Annotated in this window: 16 protein-coding genes; 7 read left to right on the top strand and 9 right to left on the bottom strand. The window is 73.2% G+C overall.

What is annotated here, in order from left to right; all coding sequences use genetic code 11:
• Window positions 1-338: 338 nt before the first annotated feature.
• Both ACGF07_RS14155 and ACGF07_RS14150 read left to right on the top strand, forming a co-directional pair.
• Window positions 339-2,306 carry a 2-oxoacid:acceptor oxidoreductase subunit alpha gene (locus ACGF07_RS14155; protein ID WP_392898603.1) on the top strand — a complete coding sequence of 656 codons (1,968 nt, stop codon included), beginning with the start codon at window positions 339-341 and terminating at the stop codon, window positions 2,304-2,306.
• Window positions 2,303-3,358, top strand: coding sequence for a 2-oxoacid:ferredoxin oxidoreductase subunit beta (locus ACGF07_RS14150; RefSeq protein WP_392898433.1), 1,056 nt, complete (start codon window positions 2,303-2,305; stop codon window positions 3,356-3,358). The genes ACGF07_RS14155 and ACGF07_RS14150 overlap by 4 nt, the downstream gene beginning before the upstream one ends.
• 187 nt (window positions 3,359-3,545) lie before the next feature.
• On the opposite strand, the gene ACGF07_RS14145 is transcribed toward ACGF07_RS14150, so the two are convergent.
• From ACGF07_RS14145 to ACGF07_RS14135, 3 genes are all read right to left on the bottom strand, one after another.
• The gene (locus ACGF07_RS14145) at window positions 3,546-3,926 is read right to left on the bottom strand and encodes a VOC family protein (RefSeq protein WP_392898431.1); all 381 of its coding nucleotides are present in this window, start codon (window positions 3,924-3,926) and stop codon (window positions 3,546-3,548) included.
• A 190-nt stretch (window positions 3,927-4,116) separates the two neighbouring features.
• On the bottom strand, window positions 4,117-5,784 hold the full coding sequence (locus ACGF07_RS14140) for an LCP family protein (protein ID WP_392898428.1): 1,668 nt from the start codon (window positions 5,782-5,784) through the stop codon (window positions 4,117-4,119).
• Window positions 5,777-6,127, bottom strand: coding sequence for a DUF6542 domain-containing protein (locus ACGF07_RS14135; protein WP_392898425.1), 351 nt, complete (start codon window positions 6,125-6,127; stop codon window positions 5,777-5,779). The genes ACGF07_RS14140 and ACGF07_RS14135 overlap by 8 nt, the downstream gene beginning before the upstream one ends.
• Window positions 6,128-6,574: 447 nt before the next feature.
• Here ACGF07_RS14135 and ACGF07_RS14130 point away from each other — a divergent pair, with 447 nt between their 5' ends.
• Window positions 6,575-7,204 (top strand): TetR/AcrR family transcriptional regulator, encoded by a 630-nt coding sequence (locus tag ACGF07_RS14130; protein ID WP_392898423.1) that lies wholly within the window; start codon window positions 6,575-6,577, stop codon window positions 7,202-7,204.
• Window positions 7,205-7,357: 153 nt separating this feature from the next.
• On the opposite strand, the gene ACGF07_RS14125 is transcribed toward ACGF07_RS14130, so the two are convergent.
• A complete protein-coding gene (locus tag ACGF07_RS14125) occupies window positions 7,358-8,056 on the bottom strand; it encodes a hypothetical protein (protein ID WP_350740790.1) in 699 nt (232 codons plus the stop codon).
• A 238-nt stretch (window positions 8,057-8,294) separates the two neighbouring features.
• On the opposite strand from ACGF07_RS14125, the gene ACGF07_RS14120 reads away from it, so the two are divergent.
• On the top strand, window positions 8,295-9,014 hold the full coding sequence (locus ACGF07_RS14120; protein ID WP_392898420.1) for a nucleotidyltransferase domain-containing protein: 720 nt from the start codon (window positions 8,295-8,297) through the stop codon (window positions 9,012-9,014).
• Window positions 9,015-9,127: 113 nt separating this feature from the next.
• Here ACGF07_RS14120 and ACGF07_RS14115 read toward each other — a convergent pair whose 3' ends face one another.
• On the bottom strand, window positions 9,128-9,799 hold the full coding sequence (locus ACGF07_RS14115) for a DsbA family oxidoreductase (protein ID WP_392898418.1): 672 nt from the start codon (window positions 9,797-9,799) through the stop codon (window positions 9,128-9,130).
• A gap of 180 nt (window positions 9,800-9,979) precedes the next feature.
• On the opposite strand from ACGF07_RS14115, the gene ACGF07_RS14110 reads away from it, so the two are divergent.
• A complete protein-coding gene (locus ACGF07_RS14110; RefSeq protein WP_392898416.1) occupies window positions 9,980-10,348 on the top strand; it encodes a hypothetical protein in 369 nt (122 codons plus the stop codon).
• A gap of 152 nt (window positions 10,349-10,500) precedes the next feature.
• On the opposite strand, the gene ACGF07_RS14105 is transcribed toward ACGF07_RS14110, so the two are convergent.
• Both ACGF07_RS14105 and ACGF07_RS14100 read right to left on the bottom strand, forming a co-directional pair.
• The gene (locus ACGF07_RS14105) at window positions 10,501-11,220 is read right to left on the bottom strand and encodes a chitinase (RefSeq protein WP_392898414.1); all 720 of its coding nucleotides are present in this window, start codon (window positions 11,218-11,220) and stop codon (window positions 10,501-10,503) included.
• A 262-nt stretch (window positions 11,221-11,482) separates the two neighbouring features.
• On the bottom strand, window positions 11,483-11,677 hold the full coding sequence (locus ACGF07_RS14100) for a DUF6011 domain-containing protein (RefSeq protein ID WP_350740800.1): 195 nt from the start codon (window positions 11,675-11,677) through the stop codon (window positions 11,483-11,485).
• Between the two features lie 87 nt (window positions 11,678-11,764).
• On the opposite strand from ACGF07_RS14100, the gene ACGF07_RS14095 reads away from it, so the two are divergent.
• The gene (locus ACGF07_RS14095) at window positions 11,765-12,532 is read left to right on the top strand and encodes a TetR/AcrR family transcriptional regulator (RefSeq protein ID WP_392898411.1); all 768 of its coding nucleotides are present in this window, start codon (window positions 11,765-11,767) and stop codon (window positions 12,530-12,532) included.
• 170 nt (window positions 12,533-12,702) lie between these two features.
• Entirely contained in the window at window positions 12,703-13,674 is a 972-nt protein-coding gene (gene rarD, locus ACGF07_RS14090; protein ID WP_392898408.1) for an EamA family transporter RarD, read from the top strand.
• On the opposite strand, the gene ACGF07_RS14085 is transcribed toward rarD, so the two are convergent.
• Window positions 13,664-14,533, bottom strand: coding sequence for an ABC transporter permease (locus tag ACGF07_RS14085; RefSeq protein ID WP_350740806.1), 870 nt, complete (start codon window positions 14,531-14,533; stop codon window positions 13,664-13,666). The two genes, rarD and ACGF07_RS14085, sit on opposite strands and share 11 nt — an antisense overlap.
• A complete protein-coding gene (locus ACGF07_RS14080) occupies window positions 14,520-15,650 on the bottom strand; it encodes an ABC transporter ATP-binding protein (RefSeq protein ID WP_392898405.1) in 1,131 nt (376 codons plus the stop codon). Before ACGF07_RS14080 ends, ACGF07_RS14085 begins: the two co-directional genes overlap by 14 nt.
• Window positions 15,651-15,653: the final 3 nt, after the last annotated feature.

The raw sequence follows: 15,653 nt of genomic DNA, 5'->3' as shown, positions 1-15,653 counted from the left end.
TTGCGATGCACGCACCCCAACGCCGCCCCGCCCGCCCTTCGGGCGGACGACGGGGGTTTGAAGACGGACCCTTAGCGCCTGCCCGGCCCGGGGCCTCCTGCTCCGTCCGACGCGGCCGCCGGAGCGCGGAAGGATCTCCGGCGGCCGAGTGTTGTCCGAAGAGCGGCACGGGCGCGCGGGAGGCTGCAACTTCCTGCCGAAGTTCCGGTCGCGCTCGAGGCCGCATGCATAAGATGCGAGCGGTGCACCAGGCGGACGGGGCACAGGGCCGCGCCCGCGGTGGTGTGCCCACGAGGAGGTCCGCGGCAGTGACCAGTCAGGTCGATCAGTCAGAGGCAGTGGACGGATCGGGCGGCGACGAGGCTCGTACCGGCGACGGTGGCGGACGCCCCGGCGCGAACGGGCCCGACGGTCCGCACGCCCCGGGTGGCCCGCCGGCGAGGCGCGCCAAACCCATTCGCAGACTCGACCGGGTGATCATCCGTTTCGCGGGCGACTCGGGTGACGGCATGCAGCTCACCGGGGACCGGTTCACCTCGGAGACGGCGAGTTTCGGCAACGACCTCTCCACGCTGCCGAACTTTCCGGCCGAGATCCGGGCCCCCGCCGGCACGCTGCCCGGCGTCTCGTCCTTCCAACTGCACTTCGCCGACCACGACATCCTCACCCCGGGCGACGCCCCGAACGTGCTGGTGGCGATGAACCCGGCGGCCCTCAAGGCGAACCTGCCGGACCTGCCGCGCGGCGCGGAGATCATCGTCAACACCGACGAGTTCACCAAGCGCGCACTGGCGAAGGTCGGCTACGCGGCGGATCCGCTCGGCGACGGCTCGCTGGACGGCTTCCACCTGCACAAGGTGCCGCTCACCACGCTGACCCTGGAGGCGCTCAAGGACAGCGGGCTGGCCCGCAAGGACGCCGAGCGGGCGAAGAACATGTTCGCCCTCGGCCTGCTGTCCTGGATGTACCACCGGCCCACCCACGGCACCGAGACCTTCCTGCGCAGCAAGTTCGCCAAGAAGCCGGAGATCGCCGAGGCCAACATCGCCGCGTTCCGGGCGGGCTGGAACTTCGGTGAGACCACCGAGTCCTTCGCGGTCTCCTACGAGGTGCCACCGGCCAAGCTCCCCGCCGGGCGCTACCGCAACATCTCCGGCAACCTCGCCCTCTCCTACGGGCTGATCGCCGCCGCGCAGCGCTCCGGGCTGCCGCTCTACCTGGGCTCGTACCCGATCACCCCGGCCTCGGACATCCTGCACGAGCTGTCCAAGCACAAGAACTTCGGCGTGCGCACCTTCCAGGCGGAGGACGAGATCGCCGGCATCGGCGCGGCCCTCGGTGCCGCCTTCGGCGGGGCGCTCGGCGTGACCACCACCTCGGGGCCCGGCGTCGCGCTGAAGTCGGAGACCATCGGGCTGGCCGTCTCGCTCGAACTGCCGTTGCTGATCGTGGACATCCAGCGCGGCGGCCCGTCCACCGGACTGCCGACCAAGACCGAGCAGGCCGACCTGCTGCAGGCCATGTTCGGCCGCAACGGCGAGGCGCCGGTGCCGATCGTCGCCCCGGCCACGCCCGCCGAGTGCTTCGAGGCGGCGCTGGAGGCGGCCCGCATCGCGGTGACCTACCGGACCCCGGTCTTCCTGCTCTCCGACGGCTACCTGGCCAACGGCTCCGAACCCTGGCGGATCCCCGCCGTCGACGAACTGCCCGAGATCGACCCGCAGTTCGCCACCGGCCCGAACCGCGAGGACGGCGCCTTCTGGCCGTACCTGCGCGACCCGCACACCCTGGCCCGGCCCTGGGCGGTGCCCGGCACGGCCGGTCTGGAGCACCGGATCGGCGGCATCGAGAAGCAGGACGGCACCGGCAACATCTCCTACGACCCGGCCAACCACGACTTCATGGTCCGCACCCGGCAGGCCAAGGTCGACGGCATCACGGTCAAGCCGGTGGAGGTCGACGACCCGACCGGCGACGCCCGGGTCCTGGTCCTGGGCTGGGGTTCGACCTACGGCCCGATCACCGCGGCGGTGCGCCGGGTGCGCGCGGACGGCGGCGAGATCGCCCAGGCGCACCTGCGCAACCTCAACCCCTTCCCCGCCAACCTCGGTGCGGTGCTGCGCAGTTACGAGAAGGTCATCGTGCCGGAGATGAACCTCGGGCAGCTCGCGCTGCTGCTGCGGGCGAAGTACCTGGTGGACGCCGAGTCCTACAACCAGGTGCGCGGACTGCCGTTCAAGGCGGCTCAGTTGGCCGACGTGCTGTGGGCGGCGATCGGCACCCTGGACGAGGAGGACCACCGATGAGCGAGAACGGCTTCCCGTCCCTGAAGCTGGTGCCCAAGGCCGAAGCGCCGCAGAGCGCCCGGGACTTCAAGACCGACCAGGAGGTGCGCTGGTGCCCCGGCTGCGGGGACTACGCCATCCTGGCGGCGGTGCAGTCCTTCATGCCGGAGCTCGGGATCAAGCGCGAGAACACCGTGTTCGTCTCCGGCATCGGCTGCTCCTCCCGCTTCCCGTACTACATGAACACCTACGGGGTGCACTCGATCCACGGCCGGGCGCCGGCGATCGCGACCGGGCTGGCCTCCGCCCGGCGGGACCTGTCGGTCTGGGTGGTCACCGGTGACGGCGACGCGCTGTCGATCGGCGGCAACCACCTGATCCACGCCCTGCGGCGGAACGTCAACCTGAAGATCCTGCTCTTCAACAACCGGATCTACGGCCTGACCAAGGGCCAGTACTCGCCCACCAGCGAGGTCGGCAAGATCACCAAGTCCACGCCGATGGGCTCGCTGGACGCGCCGTTCAACCCGCTGTCGCTGGCCCTGGGCGCGGAGGCCACCTTCGTGGCGCGCACCATCGACTCCGACCGCCAGCACCTCCAGTCGGTGCTGCGGGCGGCGGCGGAGCACGAGGGCACGGCGCTGGTGGAGATCTACCAGAACTGCAACATCTTCAACGACGGCGCCTTCGAGGTGCTGAAGGAGCCCGGCACCCGGGACGAGGCGCTGATCCGGCTGGAGCACGGCCGGCCGATCCGCTTCGGCGCGGACGCGGCCAACGGCGTCTTCCGGGCGCCGGACGGCGAACTCTTCACCGCCGCGGTCACGCCGGACAACGAGGCGGCGCTGCTGGTGCACGACGCCCACGCGGCGAGCCCCGCCACCGCCTTCGCGCTCTCCCGGATCGCCGACGCGGACACCCTGCACCACACGCCGATCGGCGTGCTGCGGGACGTCGCGCGGCCGGTCTACGACGAGCTGATGGCGGACCAGCTGGCCACCGCCGCAGCCCACCGGGGGCCCGGCGACCTGGCGACGCTGCTGGCGGGCAACGACACCTGGACGGTGGACTGACCGACCGGAAGCCCGACGCGTCGGCGCCCCCGTCCGAGGGCCGGACGGGGGCGCCGTTGCGTGGGGGGCGCCGCCTGCGGCGCGGTCGCGCCTTCCGCGGTCACCGCTTCGGCCCGGTCACTGCTGCGCGGCGTTCACCGGCCCGTTCGCCGCCGGGCCCACCGGCTCGCCGTGATCGCGGCCGTGATCACTGCTTCACCCATTCGACCAGCTCGATCGGCACCCCGTTCGGGTCGGTGACCTGGAACAACTTCTCGCCCCACGGCTCCTCGCGCAGCGGCAGGGTGATCTCGACGCCCTCGCCGCGCAGCCGCCGCTCCTGCGCGGCGATGTCCTCGACGACGAACGCCAGGGCCACCCCGTCCGCGGTCCGGTGCCGCTGCTCCTCGGGCAGGACCTCCAGTCCGCGCCGCAGGTAGACGACGTTCACCCCGCCGTCCGGGTGGCCGAGGGAGACGAAGCCGTCGGCGGACATCTGCTCCTGGTAGCCGAAGTGCCGCTGGAGGAAGGCGGCGGAGGCGGTGACGTCCTCGACGGTCAGGGAGACGGCGGTGCTGGTGATCTGCATGGGCGGAGCCCTCTCGTCAGTGCGCGCATTTATCCCGTACGACGTACACTGTACATCGTACGGAGAATCGGGCCAAGGGTCGGCGAGTACCTCTCGGTGAAGAACTTCCGGCGAGCGCCGGTCGGCGGGTGTCCGTCTCATGGCGGTGCCCCGCCGAAGGGGGCGGGGCACCGCTCGGTGACGGGAGGCGTCAGAAGACGCAGGGGATCCCGCCGTCGGACTCGGCGTCGACGGACGGGCCCTGGACGGGGAGGTTGGCGGCCGGGTCGCCGGTGGCGGGTGCGGTCGGGGCGGCCGGCTTGTCGGTGGCGGCTCCGCTGAAGGAGGTGCCGAGGGTGACCACCACGTGGTCGGCGCCGACCGAGGCGGATTCGGTGGCGGTGACGCCGTAGCGGGCGGCGATCCGGTCCGCGGCGTCCTTGGCGTCCTTGCCGTGGACCACGGTGGTGGTCTTCGGCCTGGTGGCCGCCGGGCCCGTCCGACCGGCCTTGAACCCCATGTCGGTCAGGGCCTTGGCCTCGGCGGTGGAGGATACGCCGGCGGCACTGGAGGCGTTGAAGACGTCCACGGTGACGGAGGCCGCGGTGGTGGTCGGCGTGGCGCTGGTGGACGCGGCCGAGGGCGCGGGGGTCCGGGCGGGCTCCGCGCCGGGGGTGTCGCCGGGAGCCGGAGCGGGGGCGGCCGCGTCGGCGTAGCCGAACAGCTGCTTGACCACCTTCTGGATCTTGGCCGGCGTGACCAGGTTGACGTCCTGGCCGTTGCGGGTGCCGAAGCCGTCGAAGGTGAGGGTGTTGAACTCGACGTTGCCGCCGGTCAGGGCCGGGGCCTGCTGGGCGAAGTCGAGGACGTTCCACTGGTTGTCGATGACCAGGTCCTTCTGGACGACGCCGAACAGGCCGTTGAGCTTGCCGATGTCGCTGATGACGCCGTCCTGCTTCAGCTTGTGCACGACGGAGGAGATGAAGGCCTGCTGGCGGTGGGTGCGGGCGAAGTCACCGGTGTTGCCCTTGCCGTCGTCCAGGTTGTGGCGCTGGCGGACGAAGGCGAGTGCCTGGGAGGCGTTGAGCTTGTTGATGCCCTTGTGGAAGTCGGCGCCGGAGCCCTGGCCCTCCATGGCCGGGTCCTTGGTGTCGTGGGTCAGGCAGACCTCGATCGGCTCGACGGCCTTGGCGATGTCGTAGAAGCCCATCAGGTTGACCTCGGCGATGTGGTCCACCGGCTGGTCGAGGAACTTCTGCACGGTCCGGATGGTGGCGGCCCGCCCGGCGTCGCGGCCGGCCTTCTCCAGGTCGGCGCCCTTGAGGCCCTTGGCCTGGAGGGTCGGGTTCACCTTCTCCTTGGCGATCCCGTAGGCCTCCTTGATCTTGTGCATGCCCTGCTGGGTGCCGTCCCCGTTGTAGGTCATGACGTAGTCGTCGCGCGGGATGGAGACCGCCTGCACCTTGCCGCCGCCGGCCGGTATGTGCAGCAGGATCAGCGAGTTGGTGTTGTAGCCGCCGACGTCGGAGCTGTGGCCGGCGTGCAGTTCGTCCTGGACGAACTCGGGCGGCAGGTCGGTGCCGTCCATGTTCTTGCGGCTGTCCAGGCCGATCAGCAGCAGGTTGACCGAGTTGTCCAGGTGCTTGGGCGCGTCCTTCTTGGTCTCGGTGATCGCGTTGGACGTGGTCATGCCGTCGGTCAGGGAGGTGTACTCGTACCAGACCACGCCGCTGGCGGCGAACACCGCGAAGCCGGCCGTGCAGGCCACCGCCCGGGCCGCGACCAGCGCCGGGGAGCTCCGGCGGACGGAACCGCCCCCGGCGGCCCTGCGGGCGTCGGCCCGGCCGCCGTCCGGCTGTGCGGGCTGCTGCTCAGGCATGCTGCCTCCTCCGGTCCGCGGCCGCCCGGACCGCGATCACCAGCAGGGCCGCGGCGGCGGCCTGCGCCATCACCGGGAAGCCGTTCACCACCCACTTCGCCGAGCCGGTGGCCAGTCCGCTGCCGCGGTACTTGGCGCCGTCCGCCGCCAGTTCGGCCACGGCCGTGACGCCCAGCACCACCGGCGGCGAGGCGGCGAGCACCCACCACCAGCCCCGGCGGGTGCTGAGTCCGGCGGCCAGGGCCGTCCCGAGCACCGCGCACACCGCGAAGGCGATGCCCATGCCGGGCCCGGACAGCTCGTCCACCACCGCGCCGACCAGCGGGAGTCCGACGGCCGCCACGGCGGGCAGGGTCGGCCCGCCGGAGAAGGGGCGCCGGGGGCGGGTGGGGCCTCCGGCCGTCCGCCGCCGTGCACCCTGGTCGGGCGACCGTCCTCGTTGCCCCGCCACGTACTCACCCCCGGTGTTCCCCGTGATCGGCGCGCCGTGTCGGCGCCTGCGCCGCCCGGTCGCTGTGGGAGAGCGGTTGCGGCGCTGCCAGTACGGGACGCTGGTGCCAGGCCGGCTGGTTCCCGTGCGCCCGGTGGGCCGGGTGCTGATCGGGGTCGGCCGGTCGTCTTCTGATGTCGCTACGGACCTCTGATGTGCTCTACAGCGGTGTAGAACTCATCCGCAGCATAGAGCACACCAGTTCGGCCCCGCCGGTCCCGTGGGCGGGGCCGGCCCCTACACTGCACCGGGCAGTTTTCGACGGGGCCGGCGAGTGCGCGGGCGGAGGAGGGGGCGGGCGTGGCGAGCGCGGGCGGAACGGGGCGGCCGGAGAAGCGGAAGGCGATCAGCCGGGCCGCGACGGCGGTGTTCGGGCGCGAGGGGTACGTCCGCGCCAGCATGGACGCGATCGCGGCGGAGGCCGGGGTGTCCAAGCGGACCGTCTACAACCACTTCGCCGACAAGGAGACCCTCTTCCTGACGGTGGCGCTGCAGGACTCCGCCGAACTGGCCCAGGTGCTCAGCAGGTTGACGGCAAAGCACCTGGGCCGGGTGGTGGACCTGCGGCAGGGCCTGGTGGACTTCGCGGTCGAGCGGGCACTCGCCGTCCTCGCGACCGGGGAACGCGGGGCGCTCGGCCGGGCGATCCGCGCCGAGGTGGCCAACATCCCGGCGGACGTGCTGGAGGCCTGGCTCGAGGCCGGTCCGGAGGCCGTCCAGCGGGACCTCGCCGGGCACTTCGCCGCGCTCGCCGGACGCGGCCTGCTGGCCGTCGGTGAACCGGCCCTGGCTGCCGAGCAGTTCACCCTGCTGACCTTCCACGGCGTTGCGGAGCGCTCCTTCTGGGGTGCCCTGCCGGTGGCCGAGGAGGAGGTCCGGCGGATCGCCGGGGAGGGCGTGGACGCGTTCCTCAGGCTCTACGGCGTCTGACGGCGCGGCGCCCCGCGCGGAGAGTGCACCGGCGCCCCTGCGCGGGGAGGGCAAAGCCCCACGCGGGGAGGGCAGGGCGTGCCCGCGCGGTGAGGGCAGGGCGCCCGGCACGCGGAAGGGGGGCGGCGCCCGGCGCCGCCCCCGACCCGCGGGTCACTTCCAGTTGATGCCCTTGCCCAGGGTGTACGGGTCGGCCCAGTACTCGGCGCCGGCCACCTTGGTCGCCTGCGGCGCCAGGGCCAGCACGCAGGAGGTGATGGACTGGCCGTTGGTGAAGCCCTTGGGGAAGGAGGGGTGCGGGCACTTGTCGAAGGTGCCGATGAGCATCACCTCGCTGGCCTCCGAGCCGTCCGGCAGCGTGCCCTTCATCTGGGTCAGGCTGGAGAACGACAGGTCGGTGCTGCCGACGTTGGTGACCTTGAACCGGACGTAGTACGGCACCATGCCCGCCGCCTTGTCGCCCAGCTTGAGCGGGGCGAGGTCGGCCGGGTCGCCCTTGTCGATCGAGGTGACGGCGAGCGAGACGGTGCCCTTGGTGCTGCCCGAGCTGAACGGGATGGTGACGGCGTCGCCGATCTTCACGGTGGTGCCGGGCGCCGGGGTGGAGCCGGCCGGTGCCGGGGCCGCCGTGCCGGTGGGCGCACCGGTCGGGGCGGCGGTGATGCCGCCGGTCGGAGCCGCCGCCGAGCTGGTGGGCGCGGCGGAGGAGGTGGCGGGCGCCTGGGTGGCGGGCGGCGTCGTCGCGGTGTCCGACGACGCGGCGTCGTCGTTGCAGGCGGTCAGCGTGAGCGCGCCGGCGGCGGCCAGGCCGACCAGGGCCAGGGCGCGGCGACTGCTGCGGATGTGCTTCATGTGATGTCCCCCGTCGTTGCGGGCCACCGTGGCGGCGGCCCTCCTGAGGGACGTTCATAGCGTGGCGCGCAGGCGGAGCGCCAGCTTTCCCGGCCCGTCCTGACGGCGTCGTGACGAGCCTCACGCGACTTCGTGACAAGGGATGCCGAGTCGTGATCGACCGTTCTCGAACGGGTCGGCGCCCGGCCGGAACCGGCGGCGTGCGATTCTGGCCGGCATGTTCCCGGACACTGCGCAGATGATCGATCAGGCCGGTCGGCTGGTGGCCGACCGCTTCCCGGACGCGCGCGCCGTCCTGCTCGCGGGCTCTGCGGCGGCCGGGTGCGCCACCGCCACGAGCGACCTCGACCTCGCCGTCCTGGTCGCCGACGGTGGCGAGACCTACCGGGAGACCGTCCGCTTCGAGGGCCGGCTCGCCGAACTCTTCGTCCACACCGAGGCCGGGCTCGCCGAGCTGTTCGCGGCCGACGCCGCCTCCCGCCGGGCGACCATGCAGAGCATGTACGCCACCGGTCTGCTGCTCGCCGACCCGTACGGCGCCGGTGCCCGGGCCCGTGCCCGGGCCGAGACCGACCTGCGCGAGGGGCCGCCCGCGCTGGACCGGGCGACGCTGGAGACCCTGCGGTACGGCCTGACCGACCAGGTGGACGACCTGGTGGACGCCCGGGACGCCGTCGAGCGCCTGGTCGTCGCCGGGGAGGTGCTGCGCGCTGCGGCCGACCTGCTCTGCGACCACCACCGCGCCTGGGTCGGCGGCGGCAAGTGGCTCCCGCGCCGACTGCTGGCGGCGGACCGGGAGTTGGGCACCGCGCTGCTGGACGGCCACCGGCTGGTCTGCGGGTCGGGCCCGGTGGAGCCGCTGGCCGCGGCGGCGCGGCGGGTGCTGGAGCTGGTCGGCGGACCGCTGGCCGAGGGCTACCGGCGGACCTGGACGGGTGTCGTCCGGCGGGTGGTTTGAGGGCCGCTGCCGCCCAGCTGCGGCAGGCGTCGACGGCGGACCCCCGGCCGGCGCCCATCGCGGCGGGGCCCGGAGCAGGAAGTCGGCCGGAGCGACTTACTGCTCCGCGCCGGTCAGTTCGCCGACCTGAGGGGCGTCAGCGGCACGGTGACCCGGCTCTCCCAGGCCTGTTCCAGTGCGCGCACGAACGTTTCCGCAGGCTGGGCGCCGGACACCCCGAGCCGCCGGTCCAGGACGAAGAACGGTACGCCCGTCGCCCCCATCGCGCCGGCCGTCGCCTCGTCCTCGCGCACCGCCTCCGCGTACGCCTCCGGGTCGGCCAGCACGGCTGCGGCCGCCTCGCCGTCCAGGCCCGCCTCGACGGCCAGCTCGACCAGCCGGCCTTCGCCGAACGCGGAACGCTCCTCGGCGAAGTTGGCCCGGTACAACGCGTCCAGCAGCTCCGGCTGGCGGCCGTGCTCCCGGGCGAAGTGCAGCAGCCGGTGCATGTCGAAGGAGTTCGCCGCGTCGCGCCCGCCGGCCAGGTACGGCAGCCCCTCCCCGTGCGCGTTCTCCGCGATCCGGGCTTCCGCCGCCTCGGCCTGCTCCAGGCTCATGCCGTACTTGGCGGCCAGCAGCGGGATGACCGGCCGGGCCTCGTGCGGCGCGTGCGGGTCCAGCTCGAACGAGCGGTGGACGACCTCCACCTCGTCGCGGTGCGGAAAGGCCTCCAGGGCCTTCTCGAACCGGGCCTTGCCGATGTAGCACCACGGGCAGTTGATGTCGCTCCACACCTCGACGCGCACGGCGCGGTCCTCCTTCCAGCCCCACGCGGACCTCCCGCGCGGGCACCAGGCGGAACGCTCGCCTCCGCATGAATATTTCTTGTCCTGAAATATTCAGGTGCGGCAGGCGCGGCGCGCCGGGAGGATGGCAGGGGCGTGGCCGTGTCCGTCCGCCTCCGAGGTCCGCTTGCGGGAGTCGCCGTGCCCCTGTCCTTCGAGTTCGTCCGCCGCCTGGACGGCCTGGGCTACCGCTTCCGCGAGGACGGCGTGTTCAACGGCAGGCCGTCGTTCAAGCGGGTCGACCTGGACGTGTGGTGCCGGTGGCTGCCCGGACGCGGCTGGTGCACGGTCGGCGCCGACGGGATCGGCAACGGCTGGCCGCTGCTCGGTCGGACCGGGGAGGAGGAGTTCCCGCCCCTCGGGCCCTGGCGCAGCTGGAAGGCCGGCAAGTCCTACCTCTACGACCTCCGCCGCGTCGACGAGCCGGGCGGGTCGGGGCCGGGCGGGAGCCGGTCGAGCGGGTCGGGGCCGAGCGGGTCGGGGCCGGACGGGACGGGGCCGGCGGCCTGACCGGTGGCGGGGTGCGCCGGTCGTCGGCGTCCGGGGCCGGCCGGCCATCCGCCGCGGTCCCCGCTGCGACGCCCGGGGAAGGGCGGAGCAGCCGGCCCGGCCGACTTCCTGCTCCGGTGCGGGCGGGAGGGCCGCGCTCGGCGGGCGAGCCGTCAGCAGGAGAGGTTGCCGCCGCCCACGTTCGTGCCGAGCACGCCGACGAACTTCTTGAACAGGTTGATCCGGTCGTTGCGCTGGTCCGGGTTCTTGCCGTTGCACTCCAGGTCGCCGTTGATGCTGCGGATGGTCTCGCCGAAGCCCCGGTTGTTGACGATGGCGTCGTGGCCGGTCATCGACCCGGCGCCCCGCTGGCTGTTCCAGAACCAGAGGCCGGTCTTCCAGGCGACGGCCGGGTCCTTCTCCACCCGGTACGGGTCGTGCAGCAGGTCTATGTGCAGGGCGTCGCCCGCGGCCTTGTAGTTGAAGTTCCAGCTGAGCTGCAGCGGCCCGCGGCCGTAGTAGGCGGAGCGCCCGGCCGGGCAGCCGTACGGCTGCGAGGTGTCGCAGTAGTGCGGGTAGTTGGCGGTGTTCTGCTCGACGACGTACTTGAGGCCGCCGGTCTCGTGGCCGACGTTGGCGAGGAAGGCCGCCGCCTCGCGCCTGCGGGTGGCGGTGTCACCGGTGTTCGTGAAGCCGGGGTAGGCGCTCAGGGCGTCGGTCAGGCCCCTGTACGTGTAGAAGGGGTTCCGGCTCGGGAACATCTGGTTGAACTGCGCCTCGCTGACCACGAATGATCCGGCCGCAGCCGCCTGGGTGGCCGTCGGTCCGGCCAGGGCGAGGGTGCTGAGAAGGGCGGCCGCGGCGGCCGTGGACAGTGCGCGGGAGAGCTTCATCGTTCCTCAACTGGCTTGGAGGAGACGGCACTTCGCCGACGGTGCTTCGCTCTCGAAGCACCGGGGCCATCGTGCTGGGCGGCAGCTCTGTCGCGAACACTTCTAAGGTCTAAACCACTCGTACGGGTGGTATTCGGCGGCGGCCCGCGCGGCCGGTGCCCCGGCCGACCCCCTCAGCGGCGAACTCGCCCCCGCCGTAGGGCCCTTCGGCGGCTGCGCGCCGGGATGCCCGGCCACCCGCCCCCGGCCAAGGCGCCCCCGGCTACCCCATTCCCGGCAGCGGCTCCTGCTCCACCTCGAACCGCGCGACCCGCTCAGCCGGATCGCGGCACTCCGGCCCCAGCCGCAGCATCCGCGACTCCGGGTCGTGCAGCGGCCGGTGGCAGCGGCGGCAGGTGACCCGGGCCCGCAGGGCCTGGGCGGTGTCCGTACCGGGGAGCGGCTCAGGGCTGGTCATGGGGAGACGGTAGCCGCCGGGGCGATCCGGTGCCCGCGCATCCGCCGAGGACGGACCGCCGGGAGCGGACGTGAAAGGATCCGTTCCATGGCCACGGACCGCAGCAGCGCAGGAGACCCGGCGCGCACCCTCGCCCTGCTCTGGGGGCTGACCGCGGAGGAGAAGCCCGGCCGGCGCGGCCCGAAGCAGGCCCGTTCGACCGGCGAGATCGCCGCCGCCGCGATCGCCCTGGCGGACGCCGAGGGCGTGGACGCCGTCACCATGCGCAGGGTCGCCCAGGAGCTGGGGCTCTCCCCGATGGCGCTCTACACCTACGTCCCCGGCAAGGCCGAGCTGCTCGACCTGATGCTGGACACGGTCTACGCCACGATGCCCCGCAGCACCCCGGCCGACCAGGGCTGGCGGGCCAGGGTCACCGCCGTCGCGGACGACAACCGGGCCCTGTTCGCCGCCCACCCCTGGGTCGCCGCCGTCTCCACCAGCCGCCCGCCGCTCGGCCCCGGCCTGATGGCCAAGTACGAGTACGAGCTGCGCGCCTTCGAGGGCACCGGGCTGCCGGACGTCGAGCTGGACGCGGCGCTGACCCACCTGCTCGGCTTCGTCCAGACCTGCGCCCGGATGGCCGCCGACGAGCGCGCCGCCCAGCAGGACAGCGCGCTGACCGACGAGCAGTGGTGGAAGGCCAACGCCGAGCTGCTCGCCCGGGTCTTCGACCCCGAGCGCTACCCGGTCGCCGCCCGCGTCGGCGCCGCCGCCGGCCAGGCGCACGGCGGCGCGTACAGCCCGGAGCACGCGTACGCCTTCGGGCTCGGCCGGGTGCTGGACGGGCTGGCAGCGCTGGTCGAGGCGCGCTAGCCCAGGGGCGGCGGCCGTCCCCGCATCCCCCTGATCAGGTCCGGAGTCCAGTGATCAGGACCGGTGTCCGCGTAATGTCATGACCAAAATCCGGAAACGGAGATGACAGGCCGCCCTCCCGCCGGTTACCGTCGCCTGGATACATCGCGCGCGCGGGAGGGCACTCGGCCATGCCACAGACAACCCAGCAGGACAGCGGCCGAGGCCTCTGGTACGGCATGGCGGCCTACGGCATCTGGGGGCTCTTCCCGCTGTTCTGGCCGCTGCTGGAGCCCGGCGCCGCCGACGACATCCTGGCCAACCGGATGGTCTGGTCCCTGGTCGCCGTAATCCTGATGCTGGTCGCCCAGCGGCACTGGAGCTGGATACGCCCGCTGCTGCGCCAGCCCCGCCGCGTCGCCATGCTGGCGGGCGCGGCCACGGTGATCTCCGTCAACTGGGGCGTCTACATCTGGGCCGTCAACAACGGCCACGTGGTGGAGACCAGCCTCGGCTACTTCATCAACCCGCTGGTGACCATCGCCTTCGGCGTCCTGGTGCTCAAGGAGCGGCTGCGCGGCGCCCAGTGGACGGCCGTCGGCATCGGCGCCGCCGCCGTCGCGGTGCTGACCGTGGCGTACGGGCGGCTGCCCTGGATCGCGCTCGTCCTGGCGCTCTCCTTCGCCACCTACGGCCTGCTGAAGAAGCAGGTCGGGCTGAGCGGGCTGGAGAGCCTGGCCGCGGAGAGCGCCTTCATGTTCCCCTTCGCCCTCGGCTACCTGGTCTACCTGGAGCTCAGCGGCCGCGGCACCTTCGGGCACACGGTGCCCGGCTCGTACGGCTGGGGGCACTCGGCCCTGCTGATGCTCAGCGGTGTGATCACCGCGATCCCGCTGCTGTTCTTCGGCGCGGCGGCCGTGCGGGTGCCGCTGACCGTGCTCGGGCTGCTGCAGTACCTCGCGCCGGTGTTCCAGTTCCTGATCGGCGTCGCGGTCTTCCACGAGTCGATGCCGCCCGCGCGCTGGGCCGGCTTCGCGCTGGTCTGGGCCGCGCTCGCGCTGCTCACCTGGGACGCGCTGCGGCAGGTGCGGGCCGACCGCGCCGGGCGGGCCGCGCTCCGTCCGCAGCCCGCCCCGGCCCAGCCGGAAACCGTCAGGCGCTGATGTCCCGGCTGGTGAACCGCGACCAGGCCGCCGAGCCGAACACGGCCACGTAGGCGGCCTGCAGGCCGAGGTCCTTCAGCACGCCGTCCCAGTACATCGGCTCCCGCAACAGGTCGGAGAAGCTCATCCAGTAGTGGGTGAAGAGGAACGGCCGGATCGCGTCCAGCTGCGGGAAGGAGTCCAGGATCTGGACGGTGATCACCAGGCCGACGGTCGCGGCCATCGCCGCGATGCCGCTGCCGGTGAGGGTCGAGACGAACAGCCCGATCGCGACCAGTCCGGCCAGTGAGACCGCGACCACGGCGGCCACCAGCACCGCCCGCAGCAGCGCGTCGGCGAGGCCGATGGTGTCCCCGGAGATCAGCGTCACCTCGCCGAGCGGGAACAGCGCGGCGCCGGTGGCCAGCGCCGCGACCGCGACCGCGGCCGTCGCGGCCAGGCAGAACACCAGACCGGCGGTGAACTTGGCGGCCAGCAGCCTGGTCCGCCCGGCCGGGGCGACCAGCAGGTAGCGCAGCGTCCCGGTGGCGGCCTCGCCCGCGACGGAGTCCCCGGCCACCACGCCGACCGTCATCGGCAGGAAGACCGGCAGCGCCACGGCCAGCGCCGTGAACACCAGGAACAGCCCGTTCTGGGTCGTCTGCGCGATGAAGCTCGGACCGTCGCCCCCGTGCGGGCTGTCGGTGTTGAGCTTGACGATCACCCCGATCAGGATCGGCAGCACCGCCAGGATGCCCAGCAGCACCTTGGTGCGCAGCCGGCGGAAGGTCAGGTGCAGCTCGTTGCGGAACAGCGCCAGGAACCCGGCCGCGGTCTGCGGCCGGCGGCCGGCCACCGCCACCGCCTCAGCCTGCGACATCGAAGCCCTCCCCGGTCAGCGCCACGAAGGCGTCCTCCAACGTGCCCCGCTCCAGACCGAAGCCGTGCACCCGTACCCCGGCCCCGACCAGTGCCGCGCACAGCTCGGGCAGCACCTCCTCGCCCCGGGCGCCCAACTCGCCGTCCACCCGGCCCTCGCCGGGCACCAGCGAGCCCACCCGCTGCGCGGCCAGCACCTCGACGGCCCGTGCCACGTCCGGGGTGCGGACCACCAGCCGCCCCTGGGCCCGGGCGGCCAGCTCGGCGACGGTGCCCTGCACCACCAGCCGGCCCCGGGACATCACCGCGGCGTGGGTGCAGACCTGCTCGATCTCGTCCAGCAGGTGCGAGGAGAGGAACACCGTGGTGCCCTCCGCCGCGACCTCCCGCACCAGCGCCCGGATCTCCCGCATGCCCTGCGGATCCAGGCCGTTGGTCGGCTCGTCCAGCACCAGCAGCTCGCGCGGCTGCAGGAGCGCGGAGGCCAGGCCCAGGCGCTGCTTCATCCCCAGGGAGTAGGCGCGCGCCTTCTTCCCGGCCGCGGCGCTCAGCCCGACCCGCTCCAGCGCCGAGTCCACCCGCTGCCGGCGGGTGCGCGGGTCGGCGGTCGGGTCGGCGGAGTCGAAGCGGATCAGGTTGTCGCGTCCGGAGAGGAAGCCGTACAGCGCCGGGCCCTCGATCAGGGCGCCCACCCGGGGCAGCACCGTGGCGACGGACCGCGGCATCGACTCGCCGAGCACGGTGGCCGCACCGGAGGTGGGGGCGATCAGGCCCATCAGCATCCGGATGGTGGTGGTCTTCCCGGAGCCGTTGGGGCCGAGGAAGCCGAACACCGAGCCGCGCGGCACGGCCAGGTCCAGGCCGTCCACGGCGAGTTGGCCGCCCCGGAAGCGCTTGGTCAGGCCGTGGGTCCTGATCACGTCACCGGGGGAGGAGACGGCGGCGGCCGGAGTGGCTGCCGAGGAGCCGGCGGCGGCTGTGGTGGCTGCGGCGGAGTCGGCGGCGGACGCGGTGGGGCGAGGAGCGGGAGGAGCGGACGGAGCGGGGGCCGAGCGCGGTGCGGCGCCCGTGCCCCCGCCCGACTCCGTAACGTCCCCCGTTACGGGAGTCCCGGTCATCCG

Source organism: Kitasatospora sp. NPDC048194, assembly GCF_043202455.1.
Lineage (GTDB): Bacteria > Actinomycetota > Actinomycetes > Streptomycetales > Streptomycetaceae > Kitasatospora.
This window is presented reverse-complemented; position numbering and strand designations above follow the sequence as displayed.